The sequence below is a fragment of the Enhygromyxa salina genome, from assembly GCF_002994635.1.
GTDB classification, from domain to species: Bacteria; Myxococcota_A; Polyangia; order Nannocystales; family Nannocystaceae; genus Plesiocystis; species Plesiocystis salina_B.
In genome coordinates, this window is the sequence record NZ_PVNL01000070.1 from 1 (window position 1) to 18680 (window position 18680).

11 protein-coding genes are annotated in these 18680 nt (G+C 65.9%); 8 read left to right on the forward strand and 3 right to left on the reverse strand.

Annotation, left to right across the window (positions count from 1 at the left end; translation table 11 throughout):
• Positions 1 to 141 precede the first annotated feature (141 nt).
• From ENSA7_RS18490 to ENSA7_RS18525, 8 genes are all read left to right on the forward strand, one after another.
• On the forward strand, positions 142 to 771 hold the full coding sequence (locus ENSA7_RS18490; protein WP_181233878.1) for an RNA polymerase sigma factor: 630 nt from the start codon (positions 142 to 144) through the stop codon (positions 769 to 771).
• Between the two features lie 5 nt (positions 772 to 776).
• Positions 777 to 1286, forward strand: coding sequence for a hypothetical protein (locus tag ENSA7_RS18495; protein WP_106090629.1), 510 nt, complete (start codon positions 777 to 779; stop codon positions 1284 to 1286).
• Positions 1283 to 1834 (forward strand): hypothetical protein, encoded by a 552-nt coding sequence (locus ENSA7_RS18500; protein WP_106090630.1) that lies wholly within the window; start codon positions 1283 to 1285, stop codon positions 1832 to 1834. The genes ENSA7_RS18495 and ENSA7_RS18500 overlap by 4 nt, the downstream gene beginning before the upstream one ends.
• Positions 1831 to 2313 (forward strand): hypothetical protein, encoded by a 483-nt coding sequence (locus tag ENSA7_RS18505; protein WP_106090631.1) that lies wholly within the window; start codon positions 1831 to 1833, stop codon positions 2311 to 2313. The genes ENSA7_RS18500 and ENSA7_RS18505 overlap by 4 nt, the downstream gene beginning before the upstream one ends.
• Before the next feature lie 75 nt (positions 2314 to 2388).
• On the forward strand, positions 2389 to 2808 hold the full coding sequence (locus ENSA7_RS18510; RefSeq protein ID WP_106090632.1) for a CBS domain-containing protein: 420 nt from the start codon (positions 2389 to 2391) through the stop codon (positions 2806 to 2808).
• A gap of 78 nt (positions 2809 to 2886) precedes the next feature.
• On the forward strand, positions 2887 to 5787 hold the full coding sequence (locus tag ENSA7_RS18515; RefSeq protein ID WP_106090633.1) for a serine/threonine-protein kinase: 2901 nt from the start codon (positions 2887 to 2889) through the stop codon (positions 5785 to 5787).
• Complete coding sequence (locus tag ENSA7_RS18520; RefSeq protein WP_106090634.1) at positions 5784 to 6758, forward strand: hypothetical protein; 975 nt, start codon at positions 5784 to 5786, stop codon at positions 6756 to 6758. Before ENSA7_RS18515 ends, ENSA7_RS18520 begins: the two co-directional genes overlap by 4 nt.
• Before the next feature lie 61 nt (positions 6759 to 6819).
• Positions 6820 to 7440, forward strand: coding sequence for an RNA polymerase sigma factor (locus tag ENSA7_RS18525; protein WP_106090635.1), 621 nt, complete (start codon positions 6820 to 6822; stop codon positions 7438 to 7440).
• A 422-nt stretch (positions 7441 to 7862) separates the two neighbouring features.
• On the opposite strand, the gene ENSA7_RS18530 is transcribed toward ENSA7_RS18525, so the two are convergent.
• The 3 genes from ENSA7_RS18530 to ENSA7_RS18540 form a co-directional block, all read right to left on the reverse strand.
• Positions 7863 to 8492, reverse strand: coding sequence for a hypothetical protein (locus ENSA7_RS18530; protein ID WP_146157839.1), 630 nt, complete (start codon positions 8490 to 8492; stop codon positions 7863 to 7865).
• Between the two features lie 11 nt (positions 8493 to 8503).
• A complete protein-coding gene (locus ENSA7_RS18535; RefSeq protein ID WP_106090637.1) occupies positions 8504 to 15025 on the reverse strand; it encodes a SpvB/TcaC N-terminal domain-containing protein in 6522 nt (2173 codons plus the stop codon).
• An 825-nt stretch (positions 15026 to 15850) separates the two neighbouring features.
• A partial coding sequence (locus ENSA7_RS18540; protein WP_146157840.1) for an RHS repeat domain-containing protein occupies positions 15851 to 18680 on the reverse strand: 2830 nt, incomplete at its 5' end.

An 18680-nucleotide genomic window follows, 5' to 3' on the forward strand; every position in this document is an offset into this window, starting at 1 on the left:
GTCCAGCACCCCCCCTCAAACCCCGCACCTCGCCCCGAGTCGGGCGATGTAAGGTGGTCAGGCAGGGCCCGTTTGCCGCGCGAGGACACCACTCGCGCACGGCGGCACCCATCCTTCGGGCATTCCACGCCTAGGACGCCAGTGGCGAACGAGACCCCACCCCATGCAACAAGCTCGGAACACGAGCGCGACCTCGTCGAGCGCGCGCAAGCGGGCGACCAACGAGCGTTCCGCGAGCTCTACATGCTCCACGCCAACACGGTGTTCCGCTGCGCGATCATGCCGTTGGTCCGCGATCGAAACCTCGCCGAAGATCTGCTCGCCGACACCTTCGTCCGCGCGATGGAAAATCTCCCGCGCTTCACCTGGCAGGGAAAGGGACTGCTGCCATGGTTGATCCGGATCGGCAAGAACCTGTGTCTGGACCACCTGCGCAAGGCCGGCCGCACGACCGCGTGGCCCGAGGGCTTCGAGCAACAGATCCCCGACGTGTCCGACAGCAACGCCGAGTCGCTGCTCGGCCGATCCGAGCTCTCGGACGCGCTGCGTGTGCGCATCGACGAGTGCATGAGCGACCTCAACCCACGCTACCGTCACGTGCTCGAGCTGCGAATGTTCGAGAAGCGCTCCCGCCAGTACGCCGCCGAGCAGCTCGACGTGACGATCGGGACCCTCGACGTTCTGTTGTTCCGCGCGTGCAAGTCATTTCGTAAGGTCTATGTGCGACGCTATGGAAGTACCGACGAAGGCTCCGAGTTCCCCGCGCCGTGAACCCCATGAGTGAAGCAACCTCCAACCCCGACGCCGCGCAGATCATGCACGAGCTCGCAACCCTCGGGGAGCCACCCCCGAGCGCGGCCGAGCTGGCGCATGACAGCCTCGACGACGACCCAGAAGTTGCGAGCGTGGCCCGGCTCGCCGAGCTCGCCGAGCCGCTCGAGGTTCGAGATCTCTCGGAGCTCGAGCTGCATCGCGCCTGGCGAGGTGTCGAGCAGCGGCTGCCTGGCGCGTCGGCCAGTCCTGCACCTGAACCCAGTCGCGGCGCCAAGCTCCCGTGGCTGATCATCGCGGTCGGCGTCGCCGCGGCGGCGGCCGTGGTGCTGATCGTGCTGCCGCCCGGCGAAGACTCGCAGCGGCGGGCCAAGGTCCAGACCGAGCAGGTCACGGAGCTCGGTGATCAGGCTCGCACGGCGCTGCGGGTGCTCGACGATGGTCAGACCGACACCGAGCGCGCGACCCAGCTCGCGGCCACCTATCAACGCAGGCTCGAGGAGCAGGGCGGGTGACGAAGACCACCCGCACCCGCTGGCTCGCCAGCATCTCGTTGGGGCTGCTCGCCGTGCTCAGCGTGGGCGCGTGCACCTCGCGAGACGACGAAGATCTCCGCGAGGGCACCCTCGACACCCGGCTCGAGACCCACGCGGTGTTGCCGGGTGAGCCCAGCGCCGCCGGCCTCGAGTACGTGCAGGCCGTCGCCGAGGCGCACCGTCAGGCCGATCGCGCCAGCGAGCGCCAGGCCGCCGTCGAGATCCTCATGACCGCCGTCGAGCGCGTGCCACCAGCTGGTGACGGCACCGCCGAGCTGCTCCACTACGAGCTGCTCGCCCGCACCGCCGAGCTGCTGGTGACCGAGCGAGATCCCGAGCGGGCCTTGCAGCTGCTCGGGCCCCACCTCGCTCCAGCGCGCTCGCTGCCGATCGATCGTGGCTCCGCGCGATGTCTCGTCGCCCAAGGTGACGCGGCCGCGCAGACCGGCGACCATGCCCTGGCCATGAGCTCCTACGCGCGCGCGCTCGAGTTGCTCACGCTGCTGCTCGAGGAGGTCGAAACATGAAGGCTCACCGGCCCGTCCACTTGTTCGGCGCCATGTGCTTGGTGCTCTCGTGCATGCTCGCTGGCGCGTGTGATCAACGCAGCGGTGGCGGCACGGTCGCCCCCACGGGGCACGGCTCGGACTCCAACCTCACCCCCGAGGGCGAGTTCGAAGGCGAGTCAATGGGCGAGCTCGACATCCGCCTGCAGCACCTCGTCGAACAACAAGAGCAGCGGGTCACCGCCGCCAGCCTCGACGCGCGCAGCTGTGAAGATCTGTGCGAGCTGTCGCGGGCGATCTGCGAGGTCAAGTCCAAGATGTGCGAGATCGCCGACGAGCGCGTGGGCGACGACGAATATCAGGATCTGTGTCGGGTCGCGAAGCAGCGCTGCCAGCGGGCGGCCGACAGCTGCGTTCGCTGCGTCGAGCACCACCAGCGCGCCGGTCAATCCGGCGGCGCCAAGCCGGAGCCCGCGAGCTGCGGCGGCGATGCCGAATAGCCGAATAGCCGAATAGCCGAGTCGCCTCCGACCCCGGTTGGAGATTTCTCGAGGTGCGTGCGACAGTCGCGGGCCATGCGTCGGATTCCGCGGATCAAGACGGTCATGACCCCGTTCCCGTACTCGATCGCTCCCTCCGCGAGCCTCGACGACGCGCAGGCGATGATGCGCGACCACGACATCCGCCACCTGCCGGTCTGCGAGGATCACGTCGTCGTGGGGGTGCTGTCGGACCGGGAGCTGCGCGTTGGACTGGCCCTGACGGACAGAATCGCGCTGACCGTCGCCGAGATCTGCTTGAAGGCGCCGCTGTTGGTCGACCTCGAGCAACGGCTCGACGACGTGGCCACGCTGATGGCGACGCACCGGGTCGGGTCGGCGATCGTGATGCGGGGGGACAAGCTCTCGGGCATCCTCACCACCACCGACGTGTGCCGGCTGCTCGCCGAGCTGCTGCGTGAAGTCGGCAGCGAAGAAGACGACGACGTCGCCTGAGCAGCCAGGAACCAGGTTCGAGCGTGAAAAGTAATTGATCCGCGGTCGGCGTCGACCTCCGCTCGTGCATGTCCGATCATGCCCGAGCCGTTCATGGATGAACCCCACGCGACCAGGCCCATCGAGCACGGCGAGCTCGAGGGTCTCGACAGTCTCGCGGTCGAGCTCGGCCGTCGGCGGACCCGGGCGCGCCTGCTCGGGGACGAGCCCGAGCCCCTGCTCGTCGGCCGCTTCGCGCTCGAGGGGCAGCTCGGCGCGGGCGGAATGGGCTCGGTGTGGCTGGCCGTCGACGAGCAGCTCGACCGACGCGTGGCGCTCAAATTTCTTCGCGGCGAACACTGCGACCCCGCCGCGTCGGCCCGACTCCTGCGCGAGGCCCAGGGCCTGGCACGGATCTCCCACCCCAACGTCATCCCGGTGTTCGAGGTCGGCGAGCACGAAGGTCGGGTGTGGATCGCCATGGAGCACGTCCCCGGTCGCACGCTGCGTGAGTGGGTCGAGCAGACCCAGCCCTCCGCGCGCGAGATCCTCGACACGTGGATCGCAGCCGGGCGCGGGCTCGCGGCCGTTCACGCCGCGGGCCTGATCCATCGAGATGTCAAGCCCGACAACCTCATGGTCGGCACCGACGGCCGGGCGCGGGTCATCGACTTCGGCCTGGTCCGCCAAGCGCAGGTCCGGATCCCGCGTAGCGAGCTCGACGCGACCACGGTGGACGGCGCGAGCAGCCAGCCCGGCGCGCGTCCAGAGCCCGTGACCGCGGGCTCCGAGAGCCTGACCCGGGCGGGCGCCTTCGTGGGCACCTGGGCCTACGCCGCGCCCGAGCAACGCCGCGGCGAGCCCGTCGACGCCCACGCCGACCAGTTCGGGTTTTGCGTCGGTCTCGTCGAGGCGCTCACTGGCCAGCGACCCAGCAGCGAGACCGCCGCCCTTGGACTCGAGCAGCTCCCGCATCGGCTGCAACGCGTCCTGCGTCGGGGGCTCGATCCCGATCCCGAGCGCCGTCATCGGGACATGGACGCGCTGCTCAACGCCCTCGTCCCGCCGCCGTGGCGGCGCTGGATCGTGCCAGCGACCCTGGTGCTGGTGCTCGGGCTCGGCCTGACCACGGCGAGCAGGCTGTTCGGATCCAACGCCGCGGACCCGGTCGATCCGGCGTCGCTGTGCGCCGACGCCAACCGCAGCCTGAGCGCCAGCTGGGCGGCCGAGCAACGCCACGCGCTCGCCCAACGGTTTGGCCCCGAGGTCGCCGAGCGCCTCGCCGAGCAGATCGACAGCTGGGCGACGGCCTGGTCCGACGTCGCCCGCGAGGCCTGCGAGCGGGTCCACGTCGAGCACCTCGCCTCTGCGGCCAGCCTCGACGCCAACCGAGCGTGCCTCGAGCTCGCGCGCCACGACCTCGACCGTCTGCTCGCCGGCCTCGATGATCCGAAGCTGTCGGCCAACCAGCTCTCGCGCTGGATCGCCGAGCTCCCCGCGCCGAATTCGTGTCTCGACGCCGACGCCCAGGCCCCGCTGAGCGAGGACGAGCGCGCGCGCCTCGAGGCGCTCAGCGACGCGCTGTTTCGGCTCCGCTACGGCCTCGACGAGCGCGACCTCGGGCTGCGGATCGAGCGTAGCCAGGCGGTGCTCGAGCAAGCCCGAACCACCGGCCCCGCAGCGGCCGAAGTCCGGGCTGGCCTCACCCTCGGCGCGCTCTCGCTGCTGGCCGGGGACGGGTCTGCGGCGCGGGGCCAGTTTGGCGCCGTCTTGGATCTCGCCGAGCGCGAGCAGCTCGACGGCGCGCGGATCGAAGCGTGGCTGTGGCTCTCCGACCTCGCCCTGGATCTCGACCTCGACCTCGAGCGCGCGCGCTGGAGCTGGTCCCGCGCGAACGAGGCCCTCGCCGCCCTGCCCCAACCCAACATTCGCCATGCTCGCGCGCGTCGGATCGGATCACGGATCGCCCTGGTCGCCGGCGAGCTCGACGAGGCCGAGACGCTGGCCCGCGCGGCGCTTCGAGAGTTCGCCGCGCTCGGCCCGGCGCAGGCATGGCAACGCGGCGTCTCGCGGCGCAACCTCGCCCAGATCCTGCGGGCGCGCGGACGCAAGGCCGAGGCCCAGGCGCTGCTCGATCAGGCCGCGGACGAGGATCGCTTCGGCGTCGCGCTGGGCACCGAGACCGTCGGCACCGACTACAAGGAGGCTGGCGTCGCGGCGCTCGTGAGCGGCCGTCTCGACGAGGCCGAGCGCGAGCTGCTCGGGGCGCTGCGCACCGTCGAGCACGTCTACGGAGCCCGAAGCCGGCAGGTCGCCGACGTCCACGCGACCCTCGTCGCGCTCTACGATGCCCGCGGTGAGCCCGACGCCGCACGCCACCACGCCCTGCTCGCCGACGAGATCACGCGCACGGTCCTCGGTCCGCTGCACTTCGACCGAACCTACGCGCTGTCCGGGCTCGGCGCGGTCGCCTACCGCGAGCGCGACTACGCCGGGGCCGAGCGGGCCTTCGCCCTGTGCCTGCGCATCGCCGAAGCTCGCCTCGCGGCTGACAGCCCCGACCTCGCCGGTCACCAGATCAACCTTGGCGACGCCCTCACCGAGCTCGAGCGTGGGCGCGAGGCCGAGGCGCTGCTGCGGCCGGCGATCACGACGATCGAGGACACCGTCGGGCCTGACGCGCTCGTGCTCGCCGTCGCTCACAAGGCCCTCGGAAAGCTCTTGTACCTCCGCCGTGATCTCGCGGGCGCCCGCGCAGAGCTCGAGCGCGCGCTCGAGATCCACGCCCTCGACAGCGAGCCGATCCCCGCCGAGCTCGGCCAGGTTCACTGGCTGCTCGCGCGGACCCTCGCCGAGCTCGGCGAGCGAGAGGCCGCCGCGCGCGAGGCCTCCCTCGCGCTCGAGCGATACACGCAGCTCGGCCCACCCGCGCAGGCCGAGGCCGACGAGATTCGAGCCTGGATCGACACCCACCGCACACCGCAAGGACCCACGCCATGACCGCACTAAAAACCAAAATACTCCTCGCCCACGGGCCCACCTCGCAAGATCTCACCGTCGCCTCGGTGACCATCAACCGTGACCTCAGCGTCAGCATGAGCGCGTCCGGACCGGGCGTCATCAACTGGTCCTCTTGCGCCGTGGTCGTGGACAACCAGTGCGAGCACGACGTGTATTTGACCCTCACACCGCGCAGCGCGAGCGACAACCAGTGCCCCGTGCAGACCTGGGCCAAGGCCGGCAATAGCAACTACTGCGCCGTCACCTACTTCGGCAGCGACATGGACCGGCTTCACGTCAGCTGTCAGCTGTCCAGCAGGGTTGAGGACCACCTGACCGGCCAGACCTCGGAGACCTTCAACCTCGAGGATCAGAGCTGCCGGATCACCCTCGACGCCAACAACCAGCCCGGTGCCTCGTGGACCAATTGCTCGGCGGGCTCCATCTATTTCGACGCCAGCGAAGCGAGCGGTCCGCTCTACTATTTTCTCGGTGACAGCCAGACCGGGCAGCTCCTGCCGACCTCACCCCTAACGGGCGTCGCGGTCGATGCGAGCACGATCAGCTCGGTCACGATCTCGACCACCGCCACAGACCCCGGGGCACCCGGGAGCGTGGTCGTTGCGATCTACGACGCCCAGGGCTCGCAGGTCACGCTGATGCAGGATCCCGACGACGACACGCAGACTATCGCCGTCCCCTACGCCGTGACGCCTGCGCCCGACGCGAGCGGACAACTCGCCGTCACGGTGAGCGTCGAGAGCCTCGCGGTGAACGTCAGCGAGGCGACCGTGTGGCGGTCGCACACCAGCGAGAGCTCGGGCACCACGCTCTACTTGCCGGGCAGCGGCCTCTCGTCGACCACGTTCTCCGTCGATGACTTCTACGGCAACAACCTGTACCTCGCCTGGAAAGAAGGCGGCGACCCCAAGGTCGTCATCAAGTCCACGGGCTGCGACGACGGAAACTGACTTGCGTTGAGCAGGCGATTTCGCGGCTCGCCGCGCACGCTTGCCTGATACAGTGGCGGTCATGGACATGGCCGATCGTGACCTGTTAGTTGCCTGGCGTGCCGGTGACCGTGGCGCTGGCGGTCAGATCATCGACCGCCACTACAAGTCGCTGCATCGGTTCTTCTGCAACAAGGTCGGGAGCGCAGACGAGGTCGAAGAGCTGGTCCAGCGCTGCTTCATGGGCGCGGTCGAGGGGCTGGTTCGGTTTCGTGCAGACGCGTCGGTGCGGACCTGGCTGTTTGCGATCGCCCGCAACATCCTCCGCCAGTGGATCGACGAGCAGGTCCGCAAGCGCTCGCGTGAGGCGCCCGCGGTCTCGTCGGTCGCGGACTTGGGCGCGGGAGCCAGCACCCTGGTCGGCAAGCGTCGCGAGCAGCGGCTGCTGCTCGAGGCCCTCCGACACATCCCCATCGAGTCCCAGCTGATCTTGGAGCTCAGCTATTGGGAGCGACTCACCGCCAAGCAGATCGGTGAGGTGCTCGACTGCCCCGAGGGCACGGCCCGCAGCCGGGTGCGCAAGGCCAAGCAAGAGCTGCGTGGGACCCTCGACGGGCTCGCTCGCACCGCTGGGGAGCTCGAGTCCACGGTCAACGGGCTCGACGACTGGGCCAAGCAGATCCGCGTTGCCTGGGGCGTGTGAGATCTGTGGGGGTCATAGACACACGAAGCCCCCTTATAGGGGGCCAATCATACCCCCTCGCACAACCCCCCCAAGAGCGAGCGCAGCGAGTGACCGCGAAGTGTGAAGCCGCCTGTCGCGGGACGTCTACGGTTACGTGCGCGTTCTGGAATTCCGAGGCCTCATGCGGGCCCTTTTCATTTGTTGTGCCGGTCACGCACCGATCGGCGCGTGCTCGATGTGCCAAATATTATTCAATGGTATCATATAGTTACACTGATTGACCGGTCACGCAACGAACGGTGCGTGTCCGGCCGCAAACGAGCAAGGTTCGAAATTCTCATCCGCACATTCTCGGGCTCGCACATGCTCGGGTTCGCCGCTTGCGGTCGAACAGGCTGGCCACCAACTTGGCTCCGGACGAGCCGACAGATGATCGCCCTCTATGAAAATTTCGTCAATTGGACCTGCGCTTGACAAGCATCTGCGATGTCCATCCGGAGTTCCTCGAGACGACTCGGCTCGGCTGCAAGGTTTTGAAGTTGATCAATGGCAAGTAGCGCTTCTCGCAAATGTCCAAGATTCCGCAATACAAACGCACGTCGCTCAAGTAACTCGTGTTGTTCGTCCTCGCGCAAGTCAGCTTGTTCGACATCGGCCAGGATTTCGTCGATCTCCTGCAGTGCCGAGCACAGCTTACCTTGAGAGATCATGGACTCCACAATGTCTAGAACGAGATCTCCCGGCGGGTGGACATACAATATGCTTCCCTCACGGAGCGCCTGTTCCGCCTCCGCGTGACGTCCACAGCGGGTGAGGTACGCGCCCATTGCACGGTACCAAACCCGCCGGTCATTCGCCTCTTCCCATATCGGCCCATTATCTCGAATGAGTTGCTCGCATTCGTCAAAGCGAAACATGGATGACAGCGAATGCAGCATGAGTGCAAGCGCAGGGACGTTGCCGGGCTGGCGAGACAGGAATCCCTGGCACAACTCGTAAAGAGTAGCGCTCTTCCCGTCTTCAAACGCCGAAACCATGGCCTCCCACAGTGACCTTTCCCAGTCAGTCATTAACAGGGGCATCAATCGTACTCTCCCATAGCATCCTCCGCGCGCCCTATGCGCCTGAAGTCATTTTTCTCGCGTTGCTTGGACTTTTGCTTCGAATCGATGATGACGTCCTGACTTTTGTTGTCGTTCCTGGGGCGTTTTTTATCCCTCGAACGCATTTTGCGCTGAGCGTTGTCCAATTGGCTATGTTGGTCAACCGAATCTTGACCCCGGGCGAAGACGCCCCCATGATCCCGGGTTTTCGGCTGCGGCCCCAGTTGCGGACCCAGGCTTTTCATGTCCCGCTCTACAAGGTTGTCACCTCGCTTACGCAAGACATCCAGGAGCTTCTCCCGCGCAACCTTGACACCCGTCGCAACGCCAACGCTGACGACTGTGGCAACGTGGTCCAGAGTCTCGTACGTCACTGCCGCAAATTCCGCTGCGTGTGCCTCCCAAGTGCCAGCGAGGCTGGGGTCTCCGGTTCCCTCAATCCCTAGTACTTTACCGAGTTCGGGAAACATCAGTTGCTCGTCGCCGAGGGGAACGCCGAAACGATCAGCAAGCTCAACTGCATAGCGGGCATTGAGTTGAACCGGAAACACCCCTGACTCCGGCATTGCTCCCTCCGAGAAGGTTATGTTCGTTTTTCCAATTTCCTCCCTCACCGTTTGGTACGAAAAGTCTGGCGCAGTCGCGTAGTCGCGGAATCGTTCGTAAACGGCTTCACTGACGATGGTCTGGCTCTCTTTGCGCACTCCCGGAGCCACCTCGACATCAACGTCTCCGATGTACACGACGTGTTCTTCAAGCTCGGACAACTGCTCGTCCGAGAATTCACCCCGCGTGTTGTTGATGACTTCTCCTGCGCCGATACCTGTTTCCCCGGGGGGGGCCATACCGGTGATGTCAAGCTGAGACGCCGGGGAACACCTACAGTATGTCCACCGATTTACACCGTCCTTCAGGCGGATCGGATCGCTCGCTGTCCACCGACCCAACCACGGCGCGTAGTAGCGAGCCGAGTGATACTCAAGTCCCGTCTCCTCGTCACGCTCCATCCCCGTGTAGCGATACCGCTTGGCCGAGACGTCGATGCTCGCGTTCACGGCCCGATATGCGCTCGTGCCGTAGGGGTAGTACTCCTCGTACGAGATGACCGCCCCGGCGCCGTCAACCTCGGTCGCGGCTGAGCCGAGGTGGTTGCTCAGCTGATAGCGCCAGACGCCCGTCGGGTTGTCGATGGCGGAGCCGTCGTCCACGGTCTTGGTCTCGACGATGCAGATTCGCCCAGTGCCGTCGCTGACGTGCAGTGACTCGCGCTCGAGGTCCAGCGTGCCGTTGATGCGCTTGCGGTAGATCTCGAAGGGTCCCAGGTAGATGCGCTCTTCGGTCGTGCTCCCTTGCTTCTCGGTATACTTGCGGCTCCTGATCCCGCCCGCGTATTGAAAGTAGACCTGTTCCGTGCCAGCGGTGGCGTGCTGGAGCTGGTCGTCGTGGTCCCAGTCCATCGCCGCGAGGTGCGGCATGGTCGTCATGCTCCCGTGGGCGTCGTAGTTGTAGACGTGCGAGTACGGGCCGTTCGCCGCGTCGCCCGGAGCGGAGGTGGCGAGCAGGCGGTTGCCGTTCTGGGCGTACTGGCAGTGCCGCGTCCAGCCGTTCCCCGCGGCCGGGATGTGCCGCATCTTCAGGATGTTGCCGACACTGTCGTAGGCGTACCGCTGCGTGTAGCGGCGCATCGCCGACGGATCGCTGGTCATCGGCTGCGGGCCGACGGGGAGCTGCTCGTGGGTGCGCTGCGTCGTGCCCTCGGAGGCGTGCTCGCGGCCGGTGGCCTCGATCAAGCGGTAGGTCGCGTCGTAGGTGTACGAGTTCGCGGCCTCGACGACGGCGTTCTGGAAGTAGACGGTCTGCTGCGCAGTGTCGCGGATGTCGGTGATGTTGCCGGTGGGATCGTAGTGGTAGTGCAGGCCCTGGAGCGCGTTTTGATCGGAGGCGCGGACCGTCGAGAGGCGCGTGAGCCGGTAAGTTTGCGGGTCGTAGGCGTAGGTCGTCGTCGTGGTCGGCGAGTTCGCGGGGCCGTAGACGACACGCTCTCGCTGGCCGCGGGCGTTGTAGGTGATCTCGCCGACGACGCTCTGCGTGGTTGGGCTCCCGCGGTGCTCGAGTTCGACGCGCTGGAGGCCGCCACCCTCGTCGTAGGTGTACGTGACCTCGGAGTTGTCGGGGGAGATCGCCGTGAGCACGCGGCCAAGCGCGTCACGCTTCCTGCTCGCCGAGAATGTCTCGGCGTCCAGCAGCGGTGCGGCGGCGGTGGTCATCGCGGGAATTGTAGTTTCTCCGAGCAAGGCACTCCAGTCGGGCGTGGTGGTCTTGCTCGCGACGAGTTGGCGCTGCTCGGTCAGCGCGTGACCTTTGAAGTCGAACGCCGCGGTCGTGGCCACGCCGGCGCCGTCGTAGACACGGTAGACGTGGCCGCGATGGTTGGTGGCCTCTGGTGTGGCGAGTAGCTCGCCGTAGACGATGCGCTCGAGTAGCTGTTCGTTGGCGCCACCGACGGAGACCATGCGGTCAACGGGCCGGCGCAGAGTGTCATAGGTGGTCGAGAAGCGTTGGTCCCGGCTGTCCCAGCTACGCATGGGTTGGCCGAGCGCGGTGAGTAGGTGCCGTCGATCACCAGCGTCGACGCTGCCGACGAACAGCGACTGGCCGAGCATCCCGTAGATCCGCGTCTCGACCGAGTTGCCGCGCGCGTCGATGACCTCGAGCACGTTGCCTTGGATGTCGAGCACCGAGCGGGTCGCGTAGAACTCGTCAGCGCCCTGATCATCTTTGTTGTGCGCGACCGCGAGGAACGGCCGGCCCAGCGTGTCGAGATGCACCTTGCTCGGAGTGCGCGCGTGCTTGGCTGCGAGCTGGGCGGCGCGGCGTTCTTTCTGCAGCGCGACGTCCTGACCTTGGTAGCCGATGCGCTCGGCGTACCAGGCGCTGTCGAGCGCGGTGTCGTTGACATCCCAGCTGGTCTGCTCCCACGGCGTGAACTCGACGCGAGAAAACGTCCCGTTGGGCAGGTCGGTGCGGATCAGCCGGCCGAGTGGGTCGTAGTGGTTGAGCGCCGTGACACCTTGCTCGACGAGCTCGGCTTCGTCCTCGTAGTCGGGTGTACTGGAGAAGTAGGGCTCATACGCCTTGACGACGTTGCCCTTGTTGTCGAGCACGACGCGGCCGCTGCCCACCCAGCGCACGTCCGGGCTGGTGTCCTCGTACTGGAGCTCGCCGTCGACCAGGACGAGTTCGCCATCGACGTCGCGCTGCGGCGCGAGGCCAGGCCGGGCTTGGGCCTTCACCATCACGACGCCACCACCGCCCGAGAAGTACGTGCGCTGCTCGAGCCAGCGAGTGTGCGGGTCTTGGTGGATCTCGCGGACACGCGTCTTCGCGCAGTTGGGCTTGCGGGAGTTCTGCCAGGCGAACAGGTCGTACTCGAACGTGCTCGTTGGATCGTCGAGCGTGTCGCCGTCGCTGTCGCCCACCTTGCCCATCACCGCGCTCGCGGCGACGAACCCGAGCACGTCGAACGCGACCTGGCTGCGGTTGCCATTCGCGTCGGTGAGTTGCCAGGGCCGCAGCACGCGGTAGTCGTAGGCGGCGCTGACCGTGTTGCCGAGCGAATCTGTGCTGCTCACGGTCAGCAGCGCGTGCGCGTCGTAGGTCGTCGAGTACACGTTGCCGTACGGATCCTCGACAGCCGTCACCATGAAGAATCTGCTCGCGTCGTAGGTCGGGTGACCGGTGCGGACCCACCAGGCGCCATCGTGGAGCGCATACTTCCCCTCGTCCTCGAGCTCGGCGTTGGTCGGCGCGCCAGTGAGCCCGCCGAACACCGCTTGGCGCTGGACCTCGGTCATCGCCATCGCGTCGCTGTCGTAGCCCAGCGCCTTGCCCTGCACGATGCCGTGCGGCAGCGGCTCCGACAGATCATCGGCCAGGTAGCGCATGCGCGTCCGCCCGAGCAGCCGCTTGTCGACGCTGTCCGCTGCCGCACGCATGGCCTTCCAGGCGAACGCCGAGTCGGGCGCGACCAAGCCGAGCAACTCGTAGCTGCGGGACTCGATCGGCACGCCGAGGCGCAGGGTGTTCGGATCACCATCGAGGTGCACCACGTCAGCCTCGCTGAGCGTGACGTGCAAAGCTGACTGCTCGGCATGCTCGGGCGTCCCCCGCCGCGGATAGGCCACCGCTGCCGAGCGCAGCACCGTCCCATAGCCGTCGACCTCGAGAACCAAGCTGTGACCGATCCGCGGATCCCCAGCGTCACGCTCGTAGTGATAGCTCAGCGCCTCACGGTCATGCGCGAGGTAGACCCCATAGCGATTGTCCCCACGCGCCCGCACCTGACGAACCTCGAAGGTCGCCTCGCTGACCGTGTACGGAACGCCCTCGAGCTCGGACCCGTCGAGCGCGTACACCTCAGTTCGCAGCGTTCGACCCGCGAGCGCACGCAAGGCCTCTGCCGTGTCGTCGCCGTTCAGACCCGACGCAATGCGACTGTCGGGCAGCTTCCACCCGAACGCGTCGCCGCCCCAGTACTCGTCCGCGAACAACCTCGAGTACTTCTTGCCGCCCGCGAGATAGGCCCCCGTGTGAAACCAGCTCTTCGTGTACACGGGCGGCTGGTGCAGCTGCTCTTCGACCACATCGAATTGCTCGAACGCAAACAGCCCATCACCCGAGAAGTCCGCGAACGACTCGGTGTCCCAGGTCTCGACCATACCGAAGCCCCGAAACTCGCGCTCTTGCCCGTCGAAGTACCCGTGGTGATACGCGAAGTGCTGCACGTAGCGCTGGCGCGTGACGTGGTCGAGGTGCTCGACGCGATCGACGACGTGCACGGGAAACGGCAGCTTGGTCAACCACGGCTTCCCGGCAGCCTTGTCGGCCAGGTAGAACTTCGTCGACGCCGCGTAGCTGATCCGCGTCTGCGCGCCCATGTTGTTCTTGGTCGCTACCAACAAGTGCGGCTTCGTGCCGCTGGTCAGATCGATGTAGCGAAGCACGCCCCCGCGACCGGCCGAGTGCGATGACGACCACACCAGGCACCCAGTCCCGTTGCCTTTCAGATCCACGACCTCGACCCAGTCCACGCCCCGCAGGCTGGGGAACTGCGACACGTGCTCGCCGGCCGCGAAGCTGTTGCCCGACAGGTTGCGGTAGATCGTGGCGCCGCGATCACCCAGGTAGATCAGATCCGTCGTGCCGCTGCCGTCGACGTCGCTGAGCCGGATGCGGCTGGGATGAAACAGATCACTGGCCGACGCGAAGCTGGACAGCCCGCGCATGCGGATCATCTGCCCGAATTGCCCAAAGCCCAGACACGGCCAGTACGCGACCTCACCGTTGCGGATGCGCACCAGATCTGGCAGCCCGTCGCCGGTCATGTCTGCGAATTGGATCGACGTCCGCGCGTCGTTGAACACCTGCGTCGGCCGCGAGGCCGTGTTGTGCGTGTTGGGGATCCGCTTGGGTGCGTCAAACCCATCGGCGCCCTTGCTTCGGTACCAGGTGAAGTGATCCCCGCGATCGATCAATACGTCCGGGAAACCATCGCCAGAGACGTCGATCAGCTGCAGCCGTGGATCATTCCAGTCGATGTTGGGGATCGTGGAAAACTTGCGAAAGTTGCCCCAGCCTTCGTTGTCGGTCCGCGTGAAGAAACCAGGCGCAGGCGCCACGAAGCTCACCAGCTCCTTGCGGCCATCCCCGTCGAGGTCCATGAGCTGCACGCCGGGAGCACCGAGCGTGGTCGGCCGCGACGGCATGCCCACCATCGGCCCAAAGCGCCCGTCGCCGAGGCCACGCTTGAAGTACCAGGTCCCGGCTGACTCGGTGACCAACCCGGGCACGCCCTCGCCGTCGAGATCCACGAGCCGCGTCATGCGTCCGTCGATCCCCGCCGGGAGATTTTTTAATGTGCTCGCGTCGGTGATCTCATGCAGCACCGGATCCACCGACGCGTCGCTGTACTCGAGCTCCAGCGTGGGCAGTGCGGCGGTGTCGAACCAGCCCGAGTCGGCGTCGAGCCGATAGCTGCGCTGGATGACGCCGGTCACTCGCGTCATCGCCGGATCCTCCGCATGCAGTAGATCCGTCGACCCAACCAGATACGGCGCCGGCCCGAGCTCGGCGAAGTGGTGGAACATCAGCACCCGCCGACACAGCCTGCGCGTGCGGATCTCGAACCCAGCCCGGTAGCTCGAGAATGTGTCGAGCCGCGCGGGCCAGAGCCGAGCCTCGGCCGGGCTGACCTCGAGCTGCTCGCCGTGCCAGGTGCCATGCTCGCCGTAGTCGAGCACGACCTCGAACAACCAGCCGCCCGCGACGAAGGGCGTGGCGTTGCCGTACTTGATCCGCTTGAGGTAGCGCTGGGCCTGCACGCCGTCGTTGGCTAGCCGCGGCCGCTCTTCGGGCGCGTTGACGTCCACGCCTGCGAGATCCTCTTGCTTGTATTCGTAGACGATGATGTTGCCACGATCATCGTGGGACGCTTGTTGCAAGTTTTCCGAGGGGTCTCGGGTTTCCCATCACGGTTCGTGCTTGCGGGACCGGGGGTGAGACTCGAACTACACGCTCGTGCTGAAGTGGTCGGGGGAACGCATCATCCAGTTCCGAGCGCTCCGGCTGAATGATCGCTGGTGCTCGCGTAGTCGAGCACGACCTCGAACATCCCCAGCGACGGGAGAGCCCCTACTCATCGATCTAGGTGTTCGGATGAGCAGGTGCAAGACCTTCGGGCGGGGCCACTCCGCGCACGGATGGGGCTACTCCGCGCGCATTCAAGCCTCCTCATCGAACTCCCGCTCTTGGTCTCGAAGCGCACGTGCCTCATTCCCATCACCGTATTTTCAATCTGTCGCCAGTATAGAGATGTGAGCCTAAACTGGGTGCCGTCGGGCTCGAGCGGCGAGGTCCGCTCGATGACCTCGCAAGTGGTGGTGACGTCGTCGGCGTCGAGCATCCCGCCAGCGACGACCTCCACGCGGGAAAACGTTCCGGTGGGCGGCGTCGCTTCAGGCCTGCCACCTGAGTCCGGTCCCCCCGCAGGGGGCACCAAGGCTCCACGGATCCATCCACGGCTTGTTCGAGCGTCTCCAGTTGCTACCGCCAGATTTGTTCCTGGGGTGAGCAAAACCCACTGACGACATCCATCAGTTCTAGGATCTGATCCTCAAGCACTTCGGTGGCGGCCTCCGCGCGCAATTGTTCCAAGACTGCGTACGCGCCTTTTTGAGTTCCACCTTCACTTGCAAAACGCTTAAGGATCGCGGTTAGCGCTTCGTATGGGCCACCCAAAGCGAGGGCGAGGGCGTGTTTGAGATCTGTCACAGTTTCGTCCACAGTGCCTTGATCCGAGCGAGGGCCTGCTGGAACTCCTCGATCTTCATTTCACGGGCAGGTTCAATGATACCATGGCTTCCCTTATCCTGTCGAAAGTTGAGATCGGGGCCAAGGCTTTTCTCATTTATCGAAAACACCGGATCTTTGCCTGTACCACCTAATTCGGGTGGGCGTCGATGACGCGGTAGATTTGTTGGTGCGTCAGGAGCAACAGACATTCCGCCCGTATTTGGTTTCACCATGCCATCGACCACCGGAAGATCGATGTCTGGGCGAACTCCAAGAGAACGGGCTGACGGGCCAGCTTCGGGAGTTCCTGTAGCTTCCCGCATTCCGCGGTGCAGCATTCGCCCCTCGTCGGTGGTGGATAGGGGACCTGTATCCCGCGCAGCGGCCTTCAGCTCATTTCGCATCTCCCCGTTGCCACCGTGAGCCGCGAGTCCCAGGGTCCCGCGCGGCGCGCGGCTCCACATCTTGAATGCGCCTAGCGCAAGACGGTCAGCGCCAAGGGTGGCAACATCAACTACGGACATCACCACGTCAATCCCGACATGCGCAGCGGCGTTCGCGGCGCGCTCTCCGTCTCCCATCCAGATCGCGTCACCGAGTTGACGCGTGTCGTGCTGAAAGTCTCGCACTCCGATTAATGGGATGAAGTCAATAATCAGGGGCCGGTCATAGTAGGTAGAATCTGCTGCATCGAATTGTTGCTCCCATGCGCGGTAGGCCTCAGCTTCATACTCGCCAATGGTTTTCTTCCGCACGACGGAGGGTGAATCCGAAATCACGTCGTCGCCCTCCCCAGATCCCTCATGTCCTGTGTCCGGGTCACCCCCACCGCCATCATCATTGGAGTAGGACTGATGTGCAATCCGGTTTGCTGCCGAACTCGATACTTTAGCGAGGCCGCGTGCCGACGCTCCCGACTTCACGGCCGCACGAATCGCAGCCTGTGCAGTTGACGCGACGGCCGTGTTGACCCAAGCCTCCACTTCGGAGCATCCCGCAGTATCTACACTACCGATCGGACGACCACCGACGTACCCAAACCTGTTCACTCCGTCGCCCATGCCCACCGGATCGGCGGCTGTCCATCGGGCGATCCAAGGAAGATAGAGTCGCGCGGAGTGGTAGCCTAGCCCCGTCTCCTCGTCCCTCTCCATCCCCGTATACCGATACCGCTTCGCGCTCGAGTCCACGCTCGAGTTTACCGCCCGATACGCGCTCGTGCCGTAAGGGTGGTACTCCTCGTACGAGATGACCGCGCCGTTGCCGTCGACCTCTGTTGCGGCGGAGCCGAGGTGGTTGCTCAGCTGGTAGCGCCAGATGGCGAGCGCGCCCATATCAGGCACGCCGTCATCTACGTGCTTGGTTTCGACGATACAGATCCGGCCGCTACCATCGCTGATGTGCAGTGACTCGCGCTCGAGGTCCAGCGTGCCGTTGATGCGCTTGCGCTTGCGGTAGATCTCGAAAGGCCCGAGGTAGATGCGCTCTTCGGTCGTGCTCCCCTGCTTCTCGGTAAACTTGCGGCTCCTGATCCCGCCCGCGTACTGAAAGTAGACCTGCTCCGTGCCAGCGGTGGCGTGCTGGAGCTGGTCATCGTGGTCCCAGTCCATCGCCGCGAGGTGCGGCATGGTCGTCATGCTCCCGTGGGCGTCGTAGGTGTATGTGTGCGTGTACGGGCCGTTAGCGGCGTCGCCCGGGGCCGACGTCGCGAGCAGGCGGTTGCCGTCATGGGCGTATTCGTAGCGACGCGTCCAGCCGGTCCCCGCGGCGGGGATGTGCTGCATCTTCAGGATATTGCCGACGCCGTCATAGGTGTAGCGCTGCGTGTAGCGGCGCATCGCGGACGGGTCGGAGGCCATCGGCTGCGGGCCGACGGGGAGCTGCTCGTGGGTGCGCTGGGTCGTGCCTTGGGTGGCGTGCTCGCGCCCGGTCGCTTCGATCAAGCGGTAGGTGGCGTCGTACTCGTAGGAGTTGGCGGCCTCGACGACGGCGTTCTGGAAGTAGACCGTCTGCTGGGCGGTGTCGCGGATGTCCGTGATGTTGCCGGCAGGATCGTAGTGGTAGTGCAGGCCCTGGAGCGATGCGTTGTCGCTGCCGCGGAGCGTGGACAGCCGCGCGAGGCGGTAGGTCTTGGGGTCGTAGGTGTACGAGGTCGTCGTGGTCGGCGAACTGGCCGGGCCGTAGATGACGGTCTCACGCTGGCCGCGGGCGTTGTAGCTGATGGACCCGACCACGGTCTCGACGGTGTCACCGCCGCGGTGTTTGAGCTCCACCTTCTGTAGGGCGCCGGCCTGGTCGTAGGTGTAGAGGGCCTCACTGTTGTCCGGCGAGATGGCCTTCAGCACGCGGCCGAGGGCGTCGCGTTCGCTGGATGCCGAGAAGATCTCGGTGTCCAGCAGCGGTGCGGCGGCGGTGGCCATCGCGGCAATTGTACTTTGGCTGAGCAGAGCACTCCAGTCGGGCTGGGTGGTCTTGCCGGCGACGAGCTGGCGTTGCTCGGATGTTGGCTGCCCCTTGAAGTCGTAGGCCAGCGAGGTCGCAACTCCTGCGCCGTCGTAGACTCGGTACACGCGACCACGGTGGTTCGTGGCCTCGGGCGACGCGAGCAGATCACCGTAGACGACGCGACCGAGCAGTTTTTCAGCGCCACCGCCGACGCTCACGGTGCGATCAACCGGGCGGCGCAGAGTGTCATAGCTGAAGGAAAAGCGCTGGTCCCGAGCGTCCCAGCTGTGCATGGGCTGGCCGAGGGCAGTCAGCAGGTGCCGGCGATCACCAGCGTCGACGCTGCCGACGAACAGCGAC